Annotated in this window: 19 protein-coding genes; 4 read left to right on the forward strand and 15 right to left on the reverse strand. The window is 39.6% G+C overall.

The window, feature by feature from the left end:
* Positions 1 to 2: 2 nt before the first annotated feature.
* Genes purS through selD form a run of 6 tightly spaced genes read right to left on the reverse strand, consistent with a single transcriptional unit; the run spans position 3 to position 4,107 of the window.
* Complete coding sequence (purS, locus tag ACST13_RS01500) at positions 3 to 254, reverse strand: phosphoribosylformylglycinamidine synthase subunit PurS (protein ID WP_459521452.1); 252 nt, start codon at positions 252 to 254, stop codon at positions 3 to 5.
* Positions 254 to 967 (reverse strand): CDP-diacylglycerol--serine O-phosphatidyltransferase, encoded by a 714-nt coding sequence (gene pssA, locus ACST13_RS01505; protein WP_459521453.1) that lies wholly within the window; start codon positions 965 to 967, stop codon positions 254 to 256. Before pssA ends, purS begins: the two co-directional genes overlap by 1 nt.
* A complete protein-coding gene (locus tag ACST13_RS01510; RefSeq protein WP_459521454.1) occupies positions 964 to 1,605 on the reverse strand; it encodes an MBL fold metallo-hydrolase in 642 nt (213 codons plus the stop codon). The genes pssA and ACST13_RS01510 overlap by 4 nt, the downstream gene beginning before the upstream one ends.
* Positions 1,606 to 1,612: 7 nt before the next feature.
* Entirely contained in the window at positions 1,613 to 2,311 is a 699-nt protein-coding gene (locus ACST13_RS01515) for an SAM-dependent methyltransferase (protein ID WP_459521455.1), read from the reverse strand.
* Positions 2,308 to 3,069 (reverse strand): alpha/beta fold hydrolase, encoded by a 762-nt coding sequence (locus ACST13_RS01520; RefSeq protein WP_459521456.1) that lies wholly within the window; start codon positions 3,067 to 3,069, stop codon positions 2,308 to 2,310. The genes ACST13_RS01515 and ACST13_RS01520 overlap by 4 nt, the downstream gene beginning before the upstream one ends.
* Positions 3,070 to 4,107, reverse strand: a complete 1,038-nt coding sequence (selD, locus tag ACST13_RS01525; protein WP_459521457.1) for a selenide, water dikinase SelD — start codon at positions 4,105 to 4,107, stop codon at positions 3,070 to 3,072.
* Positions 4,108 to 4,421: 314 nt separating this feature from the next.
* On the opposite strand from selD, the gene ACST13_RS01530 reads away from it, so the two are divergent.
* Positions 4,422 to 7,724 carry a TonB-dependent receptor gene (locus ACST13_RS01530; RefSeq protein WP_459521458.1) on the forward strand — a complete coding sequence of 1,101 codons (3,303 nt, stop codon included), beginning with the start codon at positions 4,422 to 4,424 and terminating at the stop codon, positions 7,722 to 7,724.
* 490 nt (positions 7,725 to 8,214) lie between these two features.
* Here ACST13_RS01530 and ACST13_RS01535 read toward each other — a convergent pair whose 3' ends face one another.
* The 4 genes from ACST13_RS01535 to ACST13_RS01550 are packed head-to-tail and all read right to left on the reverse strand — an operon-like array spanning position 8,215 to position 12,535.
* Positions 8,215 to 9,186 carry a UDP-glucuronic acid decarboxylase family protein gene (locus ACST13_RS01535; RefSeq protein WP_459521459.1) on the reverse strand — a complete coding sequence of 324 codons (972 nt, stop codon included), beginning with the start codon at positions 9,184 to 9,186 and terminating at the stop codon, positions 8,215 to 8,217.
* A 1-nt stretch (position 9,187) separates the two neighbouring features.
* A complete protein-coding gene (locus ACST13_RS01540; protein WP_459521460.1) occupies positions 9,188 to 10,498 on the reverse strand; it encodes a UDP-glucose dehydrogenase family protein in 1,311 nt (436 codons plus the stop codon).
* A gap of 4 nt (positions 10,499 to 10,502) precedes the next feature.
* A complete protein-coding gene (gene pafA / locus ACST13_RS01545) occupies positions 10,503 to 12,095 on the reverse strand; it encodes an alkaline phosphatase PafA (protein ID WP_459521461.1) in 1,593 nt (530 codons plus the stop codon).
* Entirely contained in the window at positions 12,092 to 12,535 is a 444-nt protein-coding gene (locus tag ACST13_RS01550) for a type I restriction enzyme HsdR N-terminal domain-containing protein (protein WP_459521462.1), read from the reverse strand. The genes pafA and ACST13_RS01550 overlap by 4 nt, the downstream gene beginning before the upstream one ends.
* Positions 12,536 to 12,602: 67 nt before the next feature.
* Between ACST13_RS01550 and ACST13_RS01555 the strand changes: the two genes are divergently transcribed.
* On the forward strand, positions 12,603 to 13,376 hold the full coding sequence (locus ACST13_RS01555) for an AMP nucleosidase (RefSeq protein WP_459521463.1): 774 nt from the start codon (positions 12,603 to 12,605) through the stop codon (positions 13,374 to 13,376).
* Positions 13,377 to 13,407: 31 nt separating this feature from the next.
* On the opposite strand, the gene ACST13_RS01560 is transcribed toward ACST13_RS01555, so the two are convergent.
* From ACST13_RS01560 to argS, 4 genes are read right to left on the reverse strand one after another with little or no spacing between them, the layout of a single operon-like run.
* Positions 13,408 to 14,760 carry a tetratricopeptide repeat protein gene (locus ACST13_RS01560; protein ID WP_459521464.1) on the reverse strand — a complete coding sequence of 451 codons (1,353 nt, stop codon included), beginning with the start codon at positions 14,758 to 14,760 and terminating at the stop codon, positions 13,408 to 13,410.
* 32 nt (positions 14,761 to 14,792) lie between these two features.
* Positions 14,793 to 15,701, reverse strand: coding sequence for a 1,4-dihydroxy-2-naphthoate octaprenyltransferase (menA, locus tag ACST13_RS01565; protein WP_459521465.1), 909 nt, complete (start codon positions 15,699 to 15,701; stop codon positions 14,793 to 14,795).
* Between the two features lie 2 nt (positions 15,702 to 15,703).
* Entirely contained in the window at positions 15,704 to 16,282 is a 579-nt protein-coding gene (locus ACST13_RS01570) for a glutathione peroxidase (RefSeq protein ID WP_459521466.1), read from the reverse strand.
* 46 nt (positions 16,283 to 16,328) lie between these two features.
* Positions 16,329 to 18,098 carry an arginine--tRNA ligase gene (gene argS / locus ACST13_RS01575; protein ID WP_459521467.1) on the reverse strand — a complete coding sequence of 590 codons (1,770 nt, stop codon included), beginning with the start codon at positions 18,096 to 18,098 and terminating at the stop codon, positions 16,329 to 16,331.
* 104 nt (positions 18,099 to 18,202) lie between these two features.
* Between argS and ACST13_RS01580 the strand changes: the two genes are divergently transcribed.
* Together ACST13_RS01580 and ACST13_RS01585 are read left to right on the forward strand one after the other, a co-directional pair.
* Positions 18,203 to 18,766, forward strand: a complete 564-nt coding sequence (locus ACST13_RS01580; protein WP_459521468.1) for an L-threonylcarbamoyladenylate synthase — start codon at positions 18,203 to 18,205, stop codon at positions 18,764 to 18,766.
* Position 18,767: 1 nt separating this feature from the next.
* On the forward strand, positions 18,768 to 20,204 hold the full coding sequence (locus tag ACST13_RS01585; RefSeq protein WP_459521469.1) for a CCA tRNA nucleotidyltransferase: 1,437 nt from the start codon (positions 18,768 to 18,770) through the stop codon (positions 20,202 to 20,204).
* 49 nt (positions 20,205 to 20,253) lie between these two features.
* Here ACST13_RS01585 and ACST13_RS01590 read toward each other — a convergent pair whose 3' ends face one another.
* The gene (locus ACST13_RS01590; protein ID WP_459521470.1) at positions 20,254 to 20,883 is read right to left on the reverse strand and encodes an NAD(P)H-dependent oxidoreductase; all 630 of its coding nucleotides are present in this window, start codon (positions 20,881 to 20,883) and stop codon (positions 20,254 to 20,256) included.
* Positions 20,884 to 20,976 lie beyond the last annotated feature (93 nt).

Raw genomic sequence — 20,976 nt, forward strand, 5'->3', positions numbered from 1 at the left:
TCTTATTGAGCTGTTAACGTAAACTCAAATTCCTCCATAATCAAGTTCGCTAATAACTTATTGCAAGCGTTAGTTACTACCTCGTTTGCCTCAGCCTCGGATGATGCGTCCACACTTAATGTGATATGCTTGCCAATACGAACGCCAGCCACTTGGTTAATACCTAAGTTTTGTAAGCCAATAAGTACGGCTTTTCCCTGAGGATCAAGGATTTCTTTTTGAGGCATTACGTTGATTTCAGCTAAGAATTTCATTATTTATTGGGATTTAAAAGGAAAATAAGGCCGGACAGCAGGATGTATGTTATCACTAAAACCGGAATTGCTGCAAATTTAAGCATAACAAGGGCAGCAATGCAAAAAATAAGGAAAATGAATTTTACTTGATTGCTTTTCCAATCCCAGGTTTTAAACTTAAATGCTAAAAGTGGTAATTCGCAGACCATAAGATAGCTCATGATGACTGCATAGATTAATAAGCCTTGGAACTGAAGAATATACGAACTGAATTCTGGTTGAAAGCGCAAAATTAAAGGTAAAGAAGCAATTAAAAGGCCATTGGCTGGGGTAGGGACTCCGATGAATTGATCGCTTTGGCGTGTATCAATATTGAATTTTGCCAAACGATAGGCTGACATCAATACCAACGCAAAAACCATAAACGGCTTATAGAATCCGAATAAACCGACGGTGCATTGTGTCCCGCAGCTTTGTTCCACTAAAGAAAACAAGATAAAAGCGGGCAATACCCCGAAAGAAACCATATCTGCCAAAGAGTCCAACTGTTTTCCTAGTTCTGAATAAGCCTGCAAAGCACGCGCTAAAAATCCATCGAAAAAATCACAAATGAGTGAAATGAAGATGCAATAGGAGGCACTCACTAAATCGCTTTGCATCACGAACCAAAGTCCGATGCAGCCAGCCAGCAAATTGCCGAGCGTTAATAGGTTAGGGATTTCTTTTTTCATGCTTTTACGAATGGATTGGATACTTTTTCTTGACCTATGGTCGTGCTTCCCCCGTGTCCAGGGTAAACAATCGTTGATTCAGGTAAGGTATATAATTTCGTTTGAATGCTATGAACTAAATCAGCGTGATTGCATAAAGCGAAGTCAGTTCTACCGATACTTTGTCTAAATAACACATCTCCATCAAATAATAGACCTTCATTTTCAAAATACAATGCCACGTGTCCAGGCGCGTGACCTGGCACGAATAAAATCTTGATTTCCATTTCGCCAATCTGTAGAATTTGATTGTCCTCGTACCAAACATCTACCTCAGAAGCTTGATAATGAGGAAAACCATACACTTGAGCCCGATTCGCTGAATCTTTAAGCAAAGGTTCATCTTTTGGATGAAGGTAAAATGGGATCTTGTATTCTTGTCTAAAATACTCCACACCTAAAACATGGTCAATGTGCGCGTGGGTATTGAGAATATGTGTTAACGTAATGTTTTTTTCTTCAATGAAGCTTTTTAGGGTTTGGCGCTCCTCAAAAGTGTAGCATCCCGGATCTACGATAATGCCAATACCCTGAGAATCCCAAATGATATAGGTATTTTCTCGAAATTGGTTTACGGTGAAGGCTTGGTGGAAAATCATACGTTATTTATTTGCCTAAAAGGAATATACATGGTTTTTTGTGTAAATCTGGTTGGTTTTTGGCCCAATCACTTGCCTTCTTTGTTTGAACAAATCCATCAGGCGCTGTCACTTCGCAGGCAATGCAAATTAAGGAATCCGGCGCACATTGTGCAATCAGATCTTCTAGCAGGGCATTGTTTCGATAAGGAGTTTCTATAAAGATTTGAGTTTGACCCCATTTGGCCACATCTCGATCTAATTGTTCGATTTTACGAATGCGAGCGGCTTTGTCGATAGGAAGATAGCCAATGAAGGCGAAACTTTGGCCAGAAAAACCAGATCCCATCAAGCCTAATAGGATGGAAGAGGGGCCTACTAAAGGTATAACTTCAATTTCTAGTTGCTGAGCAATGGAAACCGCTAAGGCGCCAGGATCGGCAACGCCAGGGCACCCTGCCTCGGAAATAACGCCGATATATTCGACAGAACTATGTTTTTCATAAAAATTCTTAACCGTTTTAGCTTCGGTATCCTTATCTAGTACTTCAAAAATCAATTCGTCTATTATAATCCCTAATTTTAATTCACTGATGAATCGCCTGGCCGTACGTACATTTTCGACTAAAAAATGCGTTGTCTGCTGAAGGGCCGTTAAGATTTGTGGACTCAATACATCGGAGGACGTATTTTCAGCAATCGGACAGGGGATGAGGTAAATTTTCATAAATACGATTGAAGCGCCTGCAAAAATAGCTCAGGTTGTTCTGCTTGCACCCAATGGCCAGCTCCAGGAATTTCTACCACTTCAAAATTAGGGAAAATTTCTGCAATGTATCGCTCGTCTTCGGGTTGAATGTAATGGGAATCTGCTCCTTTAATGAATAGTGTTTCCGTATTTGAGGCGTTAGGAACGAATAATTCGTGACCCACCACGTCGATGTTTTTAGTGATAACTTTCAGATTGATGCGCCAGGCGAATTGTTGCTCTGCATTTCGGTAGAGATTTTTAAGCAAAAATTGACGAACTCCTTCGTTTTCCTCAAATCGTTTCAGATGATCATTTGCTGCTTGTCGACTTTCCAGTGTGGTTAAATCTAAGCTATTTAATCCTTCTAAAATGTGCGTATGGTGCACCGGATAGAATTTAGGCGCAATATCAACGATGACAATTTGGCTAGCAAGGCCTGGATGTAATAAATCGAATTGCATGACCACTTTGCCTCCCATGCTGTGACCAATGAGGATTGGATTTTCTAATTGATGTTCCTGAATGAATTCCAAAAGATCGGCTGCCATCACTTGGTAATCGAATTCGTCATCCCATGGAGATTGGCCGTGGTTTCTTTGGTCCAAAAGAAAAACCCGGTGATCCCCTGATATCGCTTTTCCAAATCCTAGCCAATTATCAGAGGTGCCAAAAATTCCGTGTAGTATAATTACCGGTGTTCCTGTTTCTCCTAGTGCGCGATAAAATAATTTCATTTAGGAAAGGTATATAGCTTTTTCTTTTGGCTCCGTTAATTCGCCAATGGGACTTAAATCAAATCCATTTTCTTTTGCAAAGGCTTCAAATTCAGCCGTGTGCTCAGCTTCCACTGCAATTAATAAACCTCCCGATGTTTGGGGATCTGCTCCAATGTAGCGCTGGCGTTCAGAGAATTCCTCACTTAGGCGATCTCCATAACTCGCTAAATTGCGAGCAGTGCCACCAGGGAAACACTTTTGGTCTAAATAATGATCTATATTAGGGAGAAGCGGTAGATTTTCAAAAGCAATTTTAGCACTTAAACCTGATCCATTCGCCATTTCTACCAAGTGACCGAAAAGACCAAAACCAGTCACATCCGTTAACGATTTTACATAGCTCAAAGGCCCAAGCTTCTCTCCGAACTTATTCAAAGTACTCATTTGCTTCACTGCGTGGCCTAAATCGCCAGGGCTAACGATACCTCGCTTTTGGCCTGTAGATAAAATACCTACGCCTAATGGCTTTGTTAAATAGAGCATACAGCCTTTAGTGGCCGTATCGTTTTGCTTTAAATGTTCTTTACGAACTTTACCTGTTACAGCAAGACCAAAAATTGGTTCCGGAGAATCGATGGAGTGACCACCGGCTAAAGGAATACCTGCCTCTGCACAGGCCGCCCGGCCACCTTCTAGGACTTGCGCTGCAATTTCAGGTGCTAACTTATCAATAGGCCAGCCTAAAATCGCAATGGCCAGTAAAGGGCTTCCACCCATGGCATATATGTCAGAAATGGCATTAGTGGCTGCAATTTTCCCAAAATCAAAAGGATCATCGACAATTGGCATGAAAAAATCCGTCGTCGAAATGACTGCCTCGCCATTTTGCCAATCAAATACTGCTGCATCATCCCGACTCTCATTTCCGACTAATAATAAGGGGTGATTAGCCTTGGGTTTGTCTGATTTTAGTATTTTATCTAAAATCTGTGGCGATATTTTACATCCGCAACCCGCGCCGTGGCTAAATGAAGTTAATTTGATATTTTCTGACATGATGTGTTTTTTCTACTGCAAAATTATTCTTTAAATAATTAAAAATTAAGTTTCTGTTAAATTAATGCAGATTATAGGACTATAAGAGGCTGCTTCTCTTAGGTTATTGCACGTTTTTTACATTTTAGTCCTATATATCAATCAATTACCCCGATAAAAGGCAAAATACTTTTTAAAGATATTTTGGAGTATTTGATTTTTCTCCCTTATTTTGCGGTTGCATTACTTAATTAACTTTATAACTAAATTTCAATTTTATGCAAAGAAGGTTTATTACTAAATCAGTGTTATTAGGAGCGTTTTTTGCTTTTATTATGGCACTACCTGTTGGGCAAGCCTTTGCTCAAGGGTCTACAACATCCGCTTTGTCGGGTACCGTTGTGGATGAAAAAGGACAAGGGTTACCAGGTGCTACGGTAATCGCAATTCACGAACCTACGGGTTCACGTTACGGTGCATCTACTCGTGGTGATGGTCGTTACAACATTGTAAACATGCGTGTAGGTGGTCCTTATAAAGTGACTATTTCATTCGTAGGATACAAAGAATCTGTTCAAACAGGAATCTCTTTAACCTTAGCTCAAGAGCTTAGCCAGAATTTCAAATTAGAATTAAATCAAGCTCAATTAGAAGAAGTTAGGGTGGTTGCGTCTCGTTCATCTGTGATTAACTCAGGTCGTACGGGTGCTGCTACAACAGTTTCTAATAGTTCAATCACTACCTTACCTACATTAAACCGTTCATTAGGTGATTTTGCTCGTTTAGATCCACGTGCAAATGGTTTAAACTTTGCAGGTCGTAATGCATTATATAATAACGTTACCGTTGATGGTGCGTTCTTTAACAATGCTTTCGCTTTATCCCCTACGATTGGTGGTCAAGCAGGTGCTTCTCCTATCTCAGTAGATGCGATTGATCAGTTCCAAGTTTTAATTGCTCCTTATGACGTACGTCAAGGTATGGCAACGGGTGCTAACATCAACGTAGTAACGAAATCAGGTACAAATGATTGGACTGGTTCTGCTTACTATTTTGGTACAGACCAAAACCAAGTAGGAAACAAGATTGGCGATGTAGTTAACCAATATGGTAACTTCGCTAGAGGTCAATTCGGTGGTCGTATCGGTGGTGCTTTAGTTAAGAACAAATTATTTGTTTTTGCTTCATTCGAGCAGGAATTACAAACTCAGCCAGGTTCTAACTTTATCGCAAGACGTGGTGGTTCTAATGCCGCTAACCAATCTGTTGCAACTGTTGAACAATTGGAAAGTATCAAAAGCCTACTGAAATCGAAGTTTAACTACGATCCAGGTGCATATGAAGGTTGGGATAGAAAGAATTATTCACAAAAGGCGAACATTCGTTTTGATTGGAATATTTCTGACAAGCACAAATTTAACTTGAAATACAACTACCTTCGTTCATACGCTGATGTTCCTCCATCTTCATCTGGATCATTAAACGGAGGACGTAATCCTTCTGCTACGGTATTACCTTTTCAAGGATCTTTATACCGTATCAACAATAATTTAGATTCGTATATAGCTGAATTGAACTCTACGTTCTCTTCTACAGTGGCGAATAACTTAACTGTTGGTTATACTCAGATGCGTGACTTCCGTCAATCACCTGTAAACAACACTCCGTTCCCTACAGTTGATATTGGAAACAATAACAACAACTCTCTTACTGCTTTTGGTTTCGAGCCATTCTCTGCAAACAATATCTTGGATTCCGATATCTTCCAAGCATCTGATAACTTGACAGTTTATGCAGGTAAGCACGTATTTACTTTAGGTGCTGCGTATGAAACAAATGCATTTAGAAATGGTTTTGCTCCTAATTACTATGGTGGTTACCAATTCAAATCAGTAGATGATTTCATTGCATCTGTTAATACAGATGTTTCAAACGCACTACAATATCAACAATCTTGGTCTAACTACTCAACTTTCCCTTTTGCGGAGATGAAAGGTTATACGGCATCATTGTATGCGCAAGATGAATTCACTGCAGCGAAAGGTTTGAAATTAACATTTGGTCTTCGTGCAGATGGTACTGGTTTCCCAGTAGCTGACGATGCGAAGTATAATAATGCTTATGTTCCTAGCTTAACTTTCCGTAATAATACGGTATTAAGAACAAATCAATTGCCAGATTTCACCACCTTATGGTCTCCACGTTTCGGATTTAACTGGGATGTGAAAGATGATAAGACGACTCAGGTTCGTGGTGGTTTAGGTGTATTCTCAGGGCGTGTTCCTTACGTTTGGTTGTCAAATCAATTATCAAATAATGGTGTATTATTTGGATCAGAGCGTTTGGCTAATCCGACTAATCGCCCTTTCAATGCGAACGTAGACGCATATCGTCCAGCTGTTGCAACTTCAATCATTCCTACCTCGTATAACTTAGCGGTAACTGATCCTAACTTTAAATTCTCTCAAGTATTCCGCGCTAACTTAGCATTGGATAAAAGCTTAGGAAATGGCTGGTTAGTATCGTTAGAAGGTATCTACACAAAAGATATCAATGCTGTTTACTTAGAGAACATAAACTTACCAGATTCGAAAGTGAAAGCGGTGGGTTCTGATAGCCGTGTGATTTATTATACTTTAGGTGCTAATGGTTTACCTAGCTCGACTAAAAATAACCAAATTTATGGTGGAACTAGAGGCTTAAATGCTCCAACAACAGGAAATACGGGTTTAAATCCAAACATTTCTGATGCGATTCTAATTAAGAATACGCAATTAGGTTATTCTTATGCTTTAACTGCAACGGTTTCAAAAGCATTTGATAATGGCTTATTTGCTTCCTTATCATACACTAATTCTGATTCTCGTTCAGTAAATGACGGTGGTTCTATCGCTCAGTCACAATGGAGAGACCGTGTAGTTTCTGGAGATCCTAATGAGAACGTAGCATCTTATTCATCATACATGCAAGCACATCGTATCAATGCGTACGGATCTTACAAGTTGAATTACTTGAATGAGAAAGCAGCAACTACGTTTGGATTTACCTATTCAGTTGCTCCTGCAGGACGTTATTCTTATACCTACTCAGGTGATATGAACGGTGATGGTCAAAATAATGACTTGATGTATGTTCCTTATGGAGAAGGAGACATCTTATTAAAAGACTTAGCTGTTTCTTATAACGTTTCTCAGACATTTACTTACACTGCTGCACAGCAATGGATAGATTTAGATAAGTTTATCTCTCAAGATCCTTATTTGAATTCTCGTCGTGGTAAATATGCTGAGCGTAACGGTGCTGAATTACCTTGGTCAGCTAACTTTGATTTCAAAGTAATTCAAGATTTCTATATCAATGTAGGTGGTAAGAAAAATACATTACAATTTACTTTAGATGTATTTAACTTAGGTAACTATGTCTCACCACAGTGGGGCTTAGGCCAATCAGCTATCCGTGCTAGTTTATTAAACTACACAGGAAATGATGTAACGACTGGCAAGCCTAGTTTCAACTTCCCTTACAGATATACTGGTAACCCTACTTCATCTGTGCCTTTGACAGATTCATTCCAACGTAGCTTTGGTTTAGGATCAAGATGGCAAGCACAGTTTGGTGTACGTTATATCTTTAACTAAAACTAATTGGCTTTGCCAATTCAGTTTTAAGTCAAAACAAAAGGGAGCATTTGCTCCCTTTTGTTTTTTAGTCAGAGGGTCAAAGAGTCTTTATAAAGAATAAAGCACAAAGAATAGAGTTGGTTAACAAAAAAGGCGCAATCTGCGCCTTTTTTGTTGTATAGGAAATATGTTCCTCCGGACTGATTTCCTCTGAACTATTTGACTAAGCCGCAGGCGACTAGGACGAAGTCGACTAAGTTGCGAAGCAACGACTCACTGATTGTTTTAGATTAGAGATAATAGAGTAAAGAGTAGAGAGTTGGTTAACAAAAAAGGCGCAGATTGCGCCTTTTTTGTTGTATAGTAAATATGTTCCTCCGGACTGATTTCCTTCGGACTTCCGACTGATTTCCTCCGGACTATTTGACTAAGCCGTAGGCGACTAGGACGAAGTCGACTAAGTTGCGAAGCAACTACTCATTGACAAAACATTTTAGTCGCTTCGCGACTAAAACGTTTTATGATGCGCCATTCTAAACAAATCATCCTTAGTCAACGATTTGAAATACTCATAGGTAATCTTTAAGCCATCAGCGCGATTAACCTTAGGTTCCCAGCCTAGAATGCTGCGCGCCTTGGTGATGTCTGGTTTGCGTTGTTTGGGATCATCTGTAGGCAATGGAAGGGAAATAAGCTTCTGTGATGTCCCCGTTAATTTGATGATCTCCTCGCCAAATTCTTTGATCGTAATCTCATCCGGATTACCGATGTTTACCGGCTGCGCATAATCGCTCAATAAGAGACGATAAATGCCTTCCACTAGATCATCTACATAACAGAACGAACGCGTCTGTGAACCATCGCCAAACATCGTTAAATCCTCGCCACGCAACGCTTGTCCTATAAAGGCAGGCAATACACGTCCGTCATTCAATCGCATGCGTGGACCGTAGGTATTGAATATCCGAACAATGCGTGTTTCTAAGCCGTGGTAGGTGTGATAGGCCATGGTCATGGCTTCTTGAAAACGTTTGGCCTCATCATAAACGCCACGAGGTCCCACCGGATTCACATTCCCCCAGTATTCTTCAGGCTGAGGATGCACATTAGGATCTCCGTAAACCTCTGAAGTAGAGGCGATCAATACGCGCGCATTTTTCACACGAGCTAAACCTAGGCAATTATGTATTCCAAGAGATCCTACTTTTAAGGTTTGGATCGGAATCTTTAAATAATCGATAGGAGAAGCAGGGGAGGCGAAATGTAGAATGTAATCTAGTTCGCCAGGTACGTGGATGAATTTAGATACGTCGTTATGATAAAACTCGAAGTGCTCTAATTTGAACAAGTGTTCGATGTTCTTTAGATCGCCAGTGATCAAATTATCCATCGCGATGACGTGATATCCTTCTTTGATAAAACGATCGCATAAATGGGATCCTAGAAATCCAGCTCCGCCGGTGATTAAAACTCTTTTCATATTATTTTATCGTTTGACGGCCTATCGAATAATAGGTGTAGCCTAATTCTGCCATTTGGTTTAATTCGTATAAGTTTCTTCCGTCAAATATGACTTTGTTTTTTAATAAACTATCCATTCGGTCGAAATCTGGCGTTCTGAATTGTGGCCATTCGGTAACGATTAAAAGGGCATCAGCTCCTTCTAAGGCTTCGTATGGATTCTTTGTGAAGGTGATTTTATCACCTAATATATTTTTGACATGACTCATCGCTTCCGGATCATAAGCACTTACAGAGGCCCCAAGCCCTAATAAGGCATCAATATTGTACAAGGACGGCGCCTCTCTTATGTCATCGGTATAGGGTTTGAAGGCAAGGCCCCACATGGCAATTTTTTTGCCCTGTAGATCACCTTTAAAGTGTTTTTGAATCTGGGGGATTAACTTCGTTTTTTGGTTCTCATTTACTTTCATCACGGAGTCCAAAATCTTAAACTCATAGTCGTTCTCGGTGGATGTTTTAGCTAAAGCTTGTACATCTTTTGGGAAACAACTTCCTCCATATCCGATTCCTGCAAATAGGAAGCGTTTTCCGATCCGAGAATCTGTTCCGATTCCTTTGCGCACCTCATCCACATTAGCACCTACGAGTTCGCAGAGATTAGCGATCTCATTCATGAAGGTGATTTTAGTCGCTAAAAATGCGTTTGCTGCGTATTTAGTTAATTCTGCCGAACGTTCATCCATAAAGATGATCGGATTACCTTGGCGAACTAAGGGCGCATATAAGCGCGACATCAAGTCTTTTGCTCGCTCTGATTGCGTACCTATAACGACACGATCCGGTTTCATAAAATCTTCTACGGCTACACCTTCTCGTAAGAATTCCGGATTGGAAACGACATCAAAATCCACTTTGGCCTGCTTAGCAATAGCGGAATGTACTTTTTCGGATGTGCCTACTGGAACGGTACTTTTATCAATGATAACCGCATATTCTGATAGGAGTGGGCCTAAATCATCCGCCACTTGCAAAATGTATTTTAAATCTGCCGAACCATCCGCGCCAGGAGGGGTGGGAAGAGCTAGGAAAATGACTTTTGCTCCAGCAATACCCTCTTGTAAAGAAGTGGTAAAATCCAGACGCCCTTCTTCGGTGTTTCTTTTAAACAAATCTTCTAAACCAGGTTCATAGATAGGGATTATACCAGCCTGCATTTGTTTTACTTTCTCTTCATTGATATCTACGCAAGTAACGTGGTTTCCTGTTTCTGCGAAACAAGTTCCAGTTACTAAACCTACATATCCGGTTCCTACAACAGCTATTTTCATATTTTTACTGAATTACTTTACCAATACTTCCCGAGGGTTCATTTATTTTTAACCAATTGGCTAAGGTGCTAGAAATATCACTGATACTCGTTCTTTGACTCACTTCTCTAGGTTTTACATTCCATCCAAAAAATAATAACGGGACGTGGGTGTCATAGGCATATAAACTACTATGTGTAGTACCTGTTTTGTTGCCTGAAAACCACTGAGGTTTTAATAAATACATAAAGTCCCCACTTCTGTGTTGATTGTAGCCGTTAGCAATCATTTCGCGGTAAAGCGAAGGTATTGGGCTGGAAGCAGTTTCTCTCATGTCCACTAATTCAGCAAAACCAGGTTGTTTTTTGAATGATTTTTCCAAAACCTTGCCTACAGCCTCCTTCGAAATCTGTAATCTGTCTAGGTTAGCCTGATTCAGGTATATTTGGTAATTATCGGTTCCTAAAATGATATCCACCTCGCCAAAAGCTTGTTTTAGAGCCGATTTCACATCGTTAATCGCTTTTCCGTTATCAAACACACCACCCGGCATACGCTTGCTTCGAATGTAAGCAGGAATTTCTGCCACCGCATGATCCGCCGTTAAAAACACTAAGTATTGATTCTTTCCTAGTTTGGCATCTAAATAGCTTAAAATTTCAGCGATATCTTGATCTAAACGCAAATAGGTATCTTCTAATTCAATAGATTGGGGTCCAAAAGAGTGTCCCACATAGTCTGGTGATGAAAAACTTATCGCTAAAAAATCGGTCGTGCCATTTTTTCCTAAATGCTCGTCTTCAATCGCTTTTAGTGCAAAATCTTTTGTTAGTGTATTGCCATAGGGGGTTGTACGAAGAACTTCTAATGCATTTCCTCCCTTTAAGTCATGTGGGAAAGTCGGCGTTTTTTCACCTGGTAATTTACTTTCATACAAGCTATTATCTTCAGCTGATCTCGTGTAAGTAGAGATCGGATAAAGTGTATTCCATCCTTGGCTAACGAGCTTTTGAGGGCGACCCTCTAGGTTGAATTTTTGAACCCAAGTCGGCAGTTCTTTCAGGTAAAAGGACGAGCTTATCCAGTACCCATCAGCAGAGTCATACCAATAGGCTGCATCTGCCGTGTGCCCACCTGGCAAAATAGAACCTCTGTCTTTAAGTGCAATGGCAATTGTTTTTGATTTGTAATTCTGTGCCATTTTCAATTGATCCGTAATGGTAGAAGTCCAAAGGTTTTTAGGGGACATAATACCCGCCTTACTTTTGCTTCCTACGGTTTGAACGGTAGAATCATCAGTACAATACATTTTTTTTCCGTTAGAGACTTCTATCCATTCATTGCCTACTATGCCGTGAACCGCAGGAACCGTTCCTGTGTACACACTAGCATGTCCAGCTGCCGTCACCGTAGGAGCGTAATTATAGTGATTATCCGTACAATTCATACCTTCATTCATGAGGCGTTTAAACCCATTATTAGAATAACGGTCGTAGTATCTATTTAAATAATCATAACGCATTTGATCAACTACAATGCCTACAACGAGTGCAGGTCTCTTTTGTGCTGTAGCTGTTAGTGATAATAAAGCGAGTGACAGAATGATAATCTTTTTCATGAATAGGAGGGGAAATCGCTTAGGATTTCGGATGATTTGTTGAAAATGTGGTAATGAAGTCCATTGGTTATAACTAAATAATTAGCTTGTTGGGTTTTTTGGTATTGACTAATTTGTTGTAGTGTTTCTAAGTTTAATTCTACCTGAGGAGCTTTGCATTCAATTAACATAAAAACCTCTCCTTGAGCATTATATATACGAATATCAGTTCGTCTGTTCAATTTATCTACCTTCATTCCCCTTTCAATTTGAAATAGGCTGGCGGGATAGTTCAAGTGTTTTACTAAATAATTAATGCAATGTTGTCTGACCCACTCTTCAGGTGTAAGTAATCGATATTTAGTAGAGATCTCTTCGAAAATATATAGTTTTCCTTCATTTTTCTTTACTTTGTGAGAATAGGCAGGAAAAACTAGGTTTAGATCCGGAGATGTTGTCATCTTTATCAATATAAGCTCTAAATTAATCTTTTTGCTTAATTAATTCATCACAAAGAAGCGTATAAATATGAAAACGAAAGAGGAAATTGTTCAGAATTGGTTGCCTCGGTATACGGGGACGAATTCAGATGCATTTGGGCAATATATTTTATTGACTAATTTCAAGAATTACGTAGATATGTTTGCGGAGAAATTTGGCGTTGAAATATTGGGTCAGGATCGTCCGATGCAGACTGCAACAGCGCATAATATAACAATCATTAATTTCGGGATGGGTTCACCTATGGCGGCTACCGTGATGGATATATTATCTGCCATTAGTCCTAAAGCGGTTCTTTTTCTAGGGAAATGCGGTGGTTTGAAGAAGAATTTGGCTTTGGGGGATTTGATCTTACCTATAGCCGCAGTTCGTGGAGAAGGGACATCAGATGAGTATATGCCTAAAGAAGTGCCAGCCTTACCCTCTTTTCGCTTGCAGCGTGCCGTTTCTTCCATGATTAAGAAACACGAATTAGATTATTGGACTGGTTTAATTTATACGACTAATCGCCGTGTTTGGGAGCATGATGAAGTATTTAAAACCTATTTATCTGATATTCGGGCGATGGGAATTGACATGGAAACTGCCACGATATTTACGGTCGGTTTTAAGAATAAGATACCACATGGAGCCTTATTATTAGTATCTGATAATCCAATGACTCCTGATGGGGTTAAAACGGATGCAAGTGATAAGAATGTCACAGCCAATTTTGTGAATAAACATTTACAAATCGGTATCGATGCCTTGGAAGAATTAGCGAATTCTGGCGAATCGGTAAAACACTTAAGATTCGACTAAAAAAAAAGCCTTCATTATCGAAGGCCTTTTTTTAATTGCAAAAATCTCTAATCACATTATAGGCTCCTGCATAGCCGAGTTCTCCGGATTTACTTAGGTCTAAACAGCCAGAAGAATCATTAAGAGCTAGTTTTATGATTCCACGAATGAAATAGGCTTCTGCATATTTGGGATTTAAAAGGATGGCATTACTGCAATCTTGGATGGCATTACGCTGATCACCTAAAGATGATTTCGCTACTCCTCGCAGAAAATAGGCTTCAGCATAGGTAGGTTGAAGTGAAATGGCTCTGTTGTAATCATCCATCGCATTTTTAGGATCTCCAGATTTTGATTTAGCTAATCCTCGGTGAAAAAATACTTCCGCCCTTTCCACACTCATATCTGTCATTTTCGTGCGATCCACTAAACCATTACGTAATTCGTCTAATTGAATTTTGCCAAGTTTCGCTGTATAGAGAATTTTCGCATTTTCATTATTGCCAAAATCAATAGCCCGAGTAAAATCTTCCATCGCAGCTCTTTGGTCCCCCAGCTTCGCTTTTACGAATCCTCGACCATATAAAGCTTCTATTTTCTCCGGATCTAATTCTAAAGCTTTATTGAAGTCCTCTAATGCGCCTTTCTCTCCATTTTCGCCTCGGTAATTTTCTAATTGAGTTTTGCACAAACCAGAATAATACCAATCATCAGCTTTCTCGGGACTTAATTTTAGCACCTCAGAGAAGTCTGCTAATGCTCCCTTAAAGTCATTGGTTTTCATTTTTGCAAAGGCACGTCCGGACATATAATTCGTGCGCTTTGGTGTAATTTCGATGGCCTTATTATAATCTTCAATGCTTCCCGCAAAATCCCCTAATTTTGATTTACTTTCGGCTCTAGCGGCTAGTGTGGGGGCATAATCGGGTACTAATTCCAATGATTTATTAAAGTCTGTGATGGCTGCTCGGTAGCTTTCAATTTTGTTTTTGGAAATTCCGCGACTAAAATAGGCCGTTCCCTCTAAAGGATTTAAACGAATGGCTTCGTTATAATCTTGAATGGCTAAGGGATGTTTATCTTGTTTGCTATAGCTTTGGCCGCGGGCAATAAAGGCTTCGAAGTACATGGGCTTTAACTCGATGGCTTTATTAAAGTCCAAAATAGCGCCTTGGAAATCCTTTAAATTGTATTTTGCAAATCCTCGGTTATAATAAGCGATTGGATTAGGATTGGCTGCCGTTTTTTCAATTTCCAAACTGAAATTGCGTAAGGCATCTGCATAGTTGCCAGATTTATTCTGATTTAAACCAATCTCCAAGTAATTGATTTCAGTTGTCTGTGCTGATAAGGATAAACTGCTTGCTACAAAGGCGAAGACTAGTAGGCAAATTCTGAATTTCATTTCGCTATTATTTTTTGTAAAAATAAGCGAAATTACTGGCTTGTTAAAATTTGGATGACCCCAAAAACGATAATTAAAAATAGGGTTCTCAACGCCGTTTTTTTCAAATAGGGGTCTATTTGCTCAGAGCTCATCTCTGAGTGTAGTTCGCGGAAAAGTTGAATGATCGGATAAATACCTACGATAAGTAATTGCTGATTTATACCTATTTTCATCCCAGCTACAAAAGGATAGGCATAGAAGCAGGCAATGGCTAATATATAGAGTGCTTTTTGGTAATAAAATCCGAACGTTTTACCTATGCGAACCGGAATAGAGTTTTTTTCCGTTTTGATATCATTGTCGATATCCCGTAAATTATTCAAATTCAACACGGCTACTGACAAAAATCCGCATCCTGCGGCTGGGAAAAGAATGGCTACATTTAAAGTAAAGGTTTGTAAGTAATAAGTTCCCAGTGTGCCGATTAGACCGAAAAATAGAAAAACAGATAAATCCCCTAAGCCCATATAACCATATGGTCTTTTTCCTACGGTGTAGGCAACGGCTGCAGCAATGGAAGCGACTCCCAAGGCTAAAAATGTGCTCCAAACTTCAATGGGGGCATTCTTGAGTCCGAAAAATAATAAGGAGATACCAGAAATAAATGAGAAAGCTGCCGTGTAAATCACAGCAGCTTTCATCTCTTGTTGACTAATTTTTCCTGTTTGAACAGCTCTTAAAGCCACTTTTCGATCTTGATTATCGACTCCGTTAGAGAAGTCGCCTAAATCATTCGCGAAGTTGGAAAGTATTTGTAAAAATAGGGTAGTTAAGGTGGCAAGTACGGCAATCAATAGATTAAACTTTCCTGCAGAATAAGCTAGAAAATTACCTAATAATATACTTCCCACTGCTAGCGGTAAGGTTCTAGGCCTTGCCGCATCTACCCATCTATTCATTATTACTTACCTATAGCAGCTAAAAATTCAGGGCTATTTGGTTTGATTCCTGAAGCAAAGAAGTTTTGTAATTCCCCTTTTTCGTTGATCACATACTTGCAAAAGTTCCAGCTAGGCTCTTTTTCATTCCAGCCATTCTTCGACTTATCTGTTAACCATTGATATAAGTTACATTTTTCTGAACCTTTCACAACTACTTTTTCCATCATTTGGAAGGAAACGCCATAGTTTAGAGAGCAGAAAGAGGAGATTTCCGCATTTGATCCTGGCTCTTGTCCACCAAACTCATTAGCAGGGAAACCTAAGATCACGATGTCTTTGTTTTCTTTGTGGAATTTCTCCCAGTCTGCATATTGTGGTGTATAACCACATTTAGAGGCTGTATTTAATACGATGATTTTCTTGCCTTTAAATTGCGAGAAGTCAATTTCTTTTCCATCAATACCTTTCATTTTGAAGGAGTGGAAATTCGAAGCTGCTGTGATTTCCATTTTTTCTGGTCTGTTTAAGACTGTTTTTTGGGTGAATGGTAGGGCCAAAGCCGTTAATAACGATCCGATTTTCATAAAACTTGCGATCATGATGATAATAATTAAAATGGTGAGGTAAATATATTTACGTTTCAAATTACATACGATTAGGTGAAACTATTCCTAATAACGAGGTGGCATGCTGAATTGTTTTACCTGTAAGGTCAGCTAAGATAATTCGAATGTTTCGTTTCACCTCATTTTCTTCTGAAAGAATAGTCATCTCATTATAAAACTTATTAAAAGTTTTAGCAAGATCATAAGCATAATTTGCAATGACTGATGGTGCAAAATTCGCCGCAGCAGTAGCTATTATTGCCTTGTATTCACCCAGTAGGTAGATTAATTCTTGTTCTGAGCTTGCTAATTCTGAATCTGTATTTATTGGATTAATCGTACCAGCTTTGCGTAAGATCGAACAAATCCGAGCATGAGTATATTGAATAAATGGCCCCGTATTTCCTTGGAAATCAATGGATTCCTCTGGGTTAAATAGCATTCTTTTCTTAGGCTCTACTTTTAATAAGAAATATTTCAAAGCACCTAATCCAAGATTATGGAATAATTCGTTTGATTCCACCTCCGTGAAACCATCAATTTTCCCTAATTCTAGCGTGCGATCTTTCGCCGTTTGAATCATCTCCGCCATTAAATCATCGGCATCTACCACCGTTCCTTCACGGGATTTCATTTTGCCGCTAGGTAAATCCACCATGCCATAAGAGAGGTGAAAATTACCTTGAGAGAAGGGTTTATTTAATTTTTTCAAAATATGGAAAAGCACTTCAAAGTGGTAATCCTGCTCATTTCCCACAACATAAACCGATTGGCTAGCTTTGAAATCTGCGTATTTTAATTGGGCCGTTCCCATATCCTGAGTGATGTAAACGGAGGTGCCGTCCTTACGCAAGACTAATTTCTCATCTAATCCTTCCGCCTCTAAATTAATCCAAACAGAGCCATCGGGCTTTTGGAAAAATACCCCAGAGGCTAATCCTTCGTCCACAATCTGCTTTCCCAATAAATAGGTATTCGATTCGCGGTAAATTTTATCAAAAGAAACCCCCATGGTTTGGTAAGATTTCTCAAAACCAGCAAATACCCAGGCATTCATCGCATTCCACAATTTCATCACCTCCGCATCACCCTGTTCCCATTTTAAGAGCATTTCTTGCACTTTTAATAGGATAGGAGCCTGTTTTTTCGCTTGTTCTTCTTCGAGTCCATTAGCCTTTAAATCGGCGATTTCTTCCTTATAAGCCACATCGAAGGCCACATAATATTTTCCTACTAAATGGTCGCCCTTTAATCCAGTCGATTCGGGAGTTTCTTCCTTGCCAAAAAGCTGGTAAGCCAGCATTGATTTACAAATATGAATACCTCGATCGTTCACTAAATTTGTTTTAACTACTTCATATCCACCCGCTGCTAAAATTTGAGCCACAGAAAAACCCAGAAAATTATTCCTTAAATGGCCTAAGTGTAAAGGCTTATTCGTGTTAGGTGAAGAGTATTCGATGAGAATTTTTTCGCCTTTCGACTCGATTTGAAATGGATTTTTATCGGATGCCACCGCTGATAATAAACCTAACCAAGCTGAATCGTGAATTGAAATATTTAAGAAACCTTGAACCACTTGAAATGCCTTTACCAAGGTACAATTAGCGAGTAAATAGTTTCCTAAGTCCGTTGCAATGGCTGCAGGAGCCTTTCCAGCTTGTTTTGTATAAGGGAAAACAACTAGAGTATAGGCACCTTCGAATTCCTTTTTCGTTTCTTGTAAAACGATTTCGGAAACCTCGATGCTAAATAATTCGTGTAGTCCTTTAGCTAGTTGTTCTTGTAATGTTTGTTGAATAGTCGACATTAAAAATGGTCTGATTTGTCAATCTACAAAGGTAGCTAAATTCGCTCTAAACCTTGCCTCTCATGCTCAGAAATGAATAAATTAATCTTACCTTTGTCGCTATTATGCAAAATATGTACCACGAGGCGATTCAAACTTTAAAATCCGGAGGAGTGTTGTTGTATCCCAGCGACACGATTTGGGGTTTAGGCTGTGATGTTCGGAATGAGCAGGCGATTGAGAGAATTTTGGAACTAAAAAATAGACCAGCTAATAAAGGCTTGATTCTATTGATTTCTAAAATGGAGCAATTGAGCGAATATGTCGAGCAGGTGCCTGAAATCGCCTGGGATTTAGTGGAATTTGCGGAAGATCCATTGACGGTCATCTATCCTAAAGGGAAGAATGTAAGCCCTTTATTACTAGGCCCAGATGGAAGTATTGCCATTCGACTTTTGAAGGATGAGTTCTGTAAAGGCTTAGTTTATCGCTACCAAAGAGGAATTGTATCTACATCGGCTAACCTTTCAGGCGAGCCATCTCCGCTTAATTTTGCAGGCATTGCGCCTTCTATTGTGGCTGGAGTGGCCGGGATATTAAAGAATCCAGCAGGAGAGGGGGCAGTAAAAAAAGCGAGTAAAATTGTACAATTAGGCCTACATGGCGATTATAAATTAATTAGAGGATAGCATGAAAGAAGGGACGGAGATTGTAGCGGATCCTATTTTCTCAAAAATCGGTGTAGCAGCTGATCGTTTGGGATTGGATTGTTACGTCATTGGTGGATATGTGCGCGATGCTATTTTAGGGCGTGAATGCAAGGATATTGATGTGGTTTGTATCGGTTCTGGGATTGATTTGGCTTTAGAAGTGGCTAAAGAATTTGATTTACCAGAGCACGCTGTGTCGGTATTTAAGAATTTTGGAACGGCAATGATCAAAGTCGATGATTGGGATCTAGAATTTGTCGGTGCTCGTAAAGAATCCTATAACCGCGATTCACGCAAGCCAGTGGTGGAAGAGGGAACTTTAGAAGACGATCAAAACCGCCGAGATTTTACCATCAATGCCATGGCGGTTCAATTGAACCAGGCTCATTGGGGATTATTACTAGATCCATTTCATGGTGTAGACGATTTAAAAGCCAAACTAATTCGAACACCTCTTGCCCCCGGTATCACTTTTTCGGATGATCCTTTGCGCATGATGCGTGCGGTTCGATTTGCGGCTCAGCTAGGCTTTGATATTTTTCCTGAGACTTTTGAAGCCCTGAAAACGGAGAAAGACCGCTTAGAAATCATTTCGATGGAGCGGATTTCGGATGAATTGAACAAGATTATTTTATGTAAAAAGCCATCGTATGGTTTTTTATTATTGGATGCCTGCGACCTATTGCCTATCATCTTTCCTGAGTTCATGAAATTGAAAGGTGTTGATACGGAAGATGGTAAAGGGCATAAAGACAATTTTTACCATACGTTGCAGGTTTTAGATAACATTTCAGATAACACGGATGATCTTTGGTGGCGTTGGGCAGCCATTTTACATGATATTGCCAAACCTCAAACCAAACGTTTCGTTCAAGGAAAAGGTTGGACTTTTCACGGACACGAAGATATGGGAGCCCGTCAGGTGCCTAACATCTTCAAGCGCTTGAAATTACCTTTGAACGAGAAAATGAAATTGGTTCAAAAACTCGTCCGTCTACATTTGCGCCCCATCGCCTTGTCTAAAGAAGAAATTACTGCATCGGCTTTGAGGCGTTTGCTCTTTGAAGCAGGTGAGGAATTGGAGGCCTTGATGACCTTATGTAGGGCAGATATTACCTCTAAAAATGGAGATAAAGTCAAACGCTATTTGCGCAATTTTGACATCGTAGAAGCGAAATTAAAAGAAGTTGAAGAAAGTGATTCTTTGCGTAATTTCCAGCCAGTTTTCTCTGGAGAAGTGATCATGCAAGTTTTTGATATAGGTCCCGGCCGCGAAATTGGCTTAATAAAAATTGCCATGCGCGAAGCCATCCTAGAGGGTTTGATTCGGAATGATTTCGAATCTGGTTGGGATTTATTACTCGATGAGGGTAAAAAGCTTGATTTGAAACCTATCTTATCTCTTACTGACCTATAATAAAAAAGGCTCCGATTTCGGAGCCTTTTTTATTAGGTATTGAAGTGGATTAAAAATTAATCACAAAATCTTCTTTTGCATAACGAACTTTGGCTGCACTTGCCATAAAGTCATTAGCTGCATCACGTTCTCCTACGGCTAGCATCAATACAGAATGTAATCCCATAGCTTCTAAGCCTAGTAATTCATCTAATTTCGCTGGAATAAATCCTTCCATTGGCGTGGAATCAATTTGTAATTCACCCGCCGCCGCAAGGGCTGTACCCATCGCTAAATAAACTTGACGTGCTGCCCAATGTCTTTTCGCCTCTACCGGACGACCTAATAATGAACCAGCAATAGCACCACGGTAATCCCCTAGCATATCTAGTGAAAGACCACGTGTATCAGCTACTAATTGGATGAAAGCATCGATTTGAACTTCAGTAATATCATTCCAAGCTGCAAAAACCAATAAATGCGATGATTCAACAGCCTGTGGTTGACCATAAGCGATTGGTTGAATTTTTGCTTTTAATTCTGGGTTTTCGATTACTAACACTTTATAGGGTTGTAAACCAAAACCTGATGCTGAAAGGCGGATTGCTTCTAATAAAGAATCAATTTTATCTGCGGAAACTTTGTTTCCGGTCATTCTTTTTGCGGCATAGCGCCACGATAATGAGTCAATTAAAGACATAAGTTGAATGGTGAATGGTGAATGGTAAATTTCAAGGCTTACTCCAGAAAATGGTCTACGACATATTTTCTGCGAATAAGCCTTGATAATTTA

The organism is Aquirufa sp. A-Brett2-W8, from assembly GCF_054558755.1.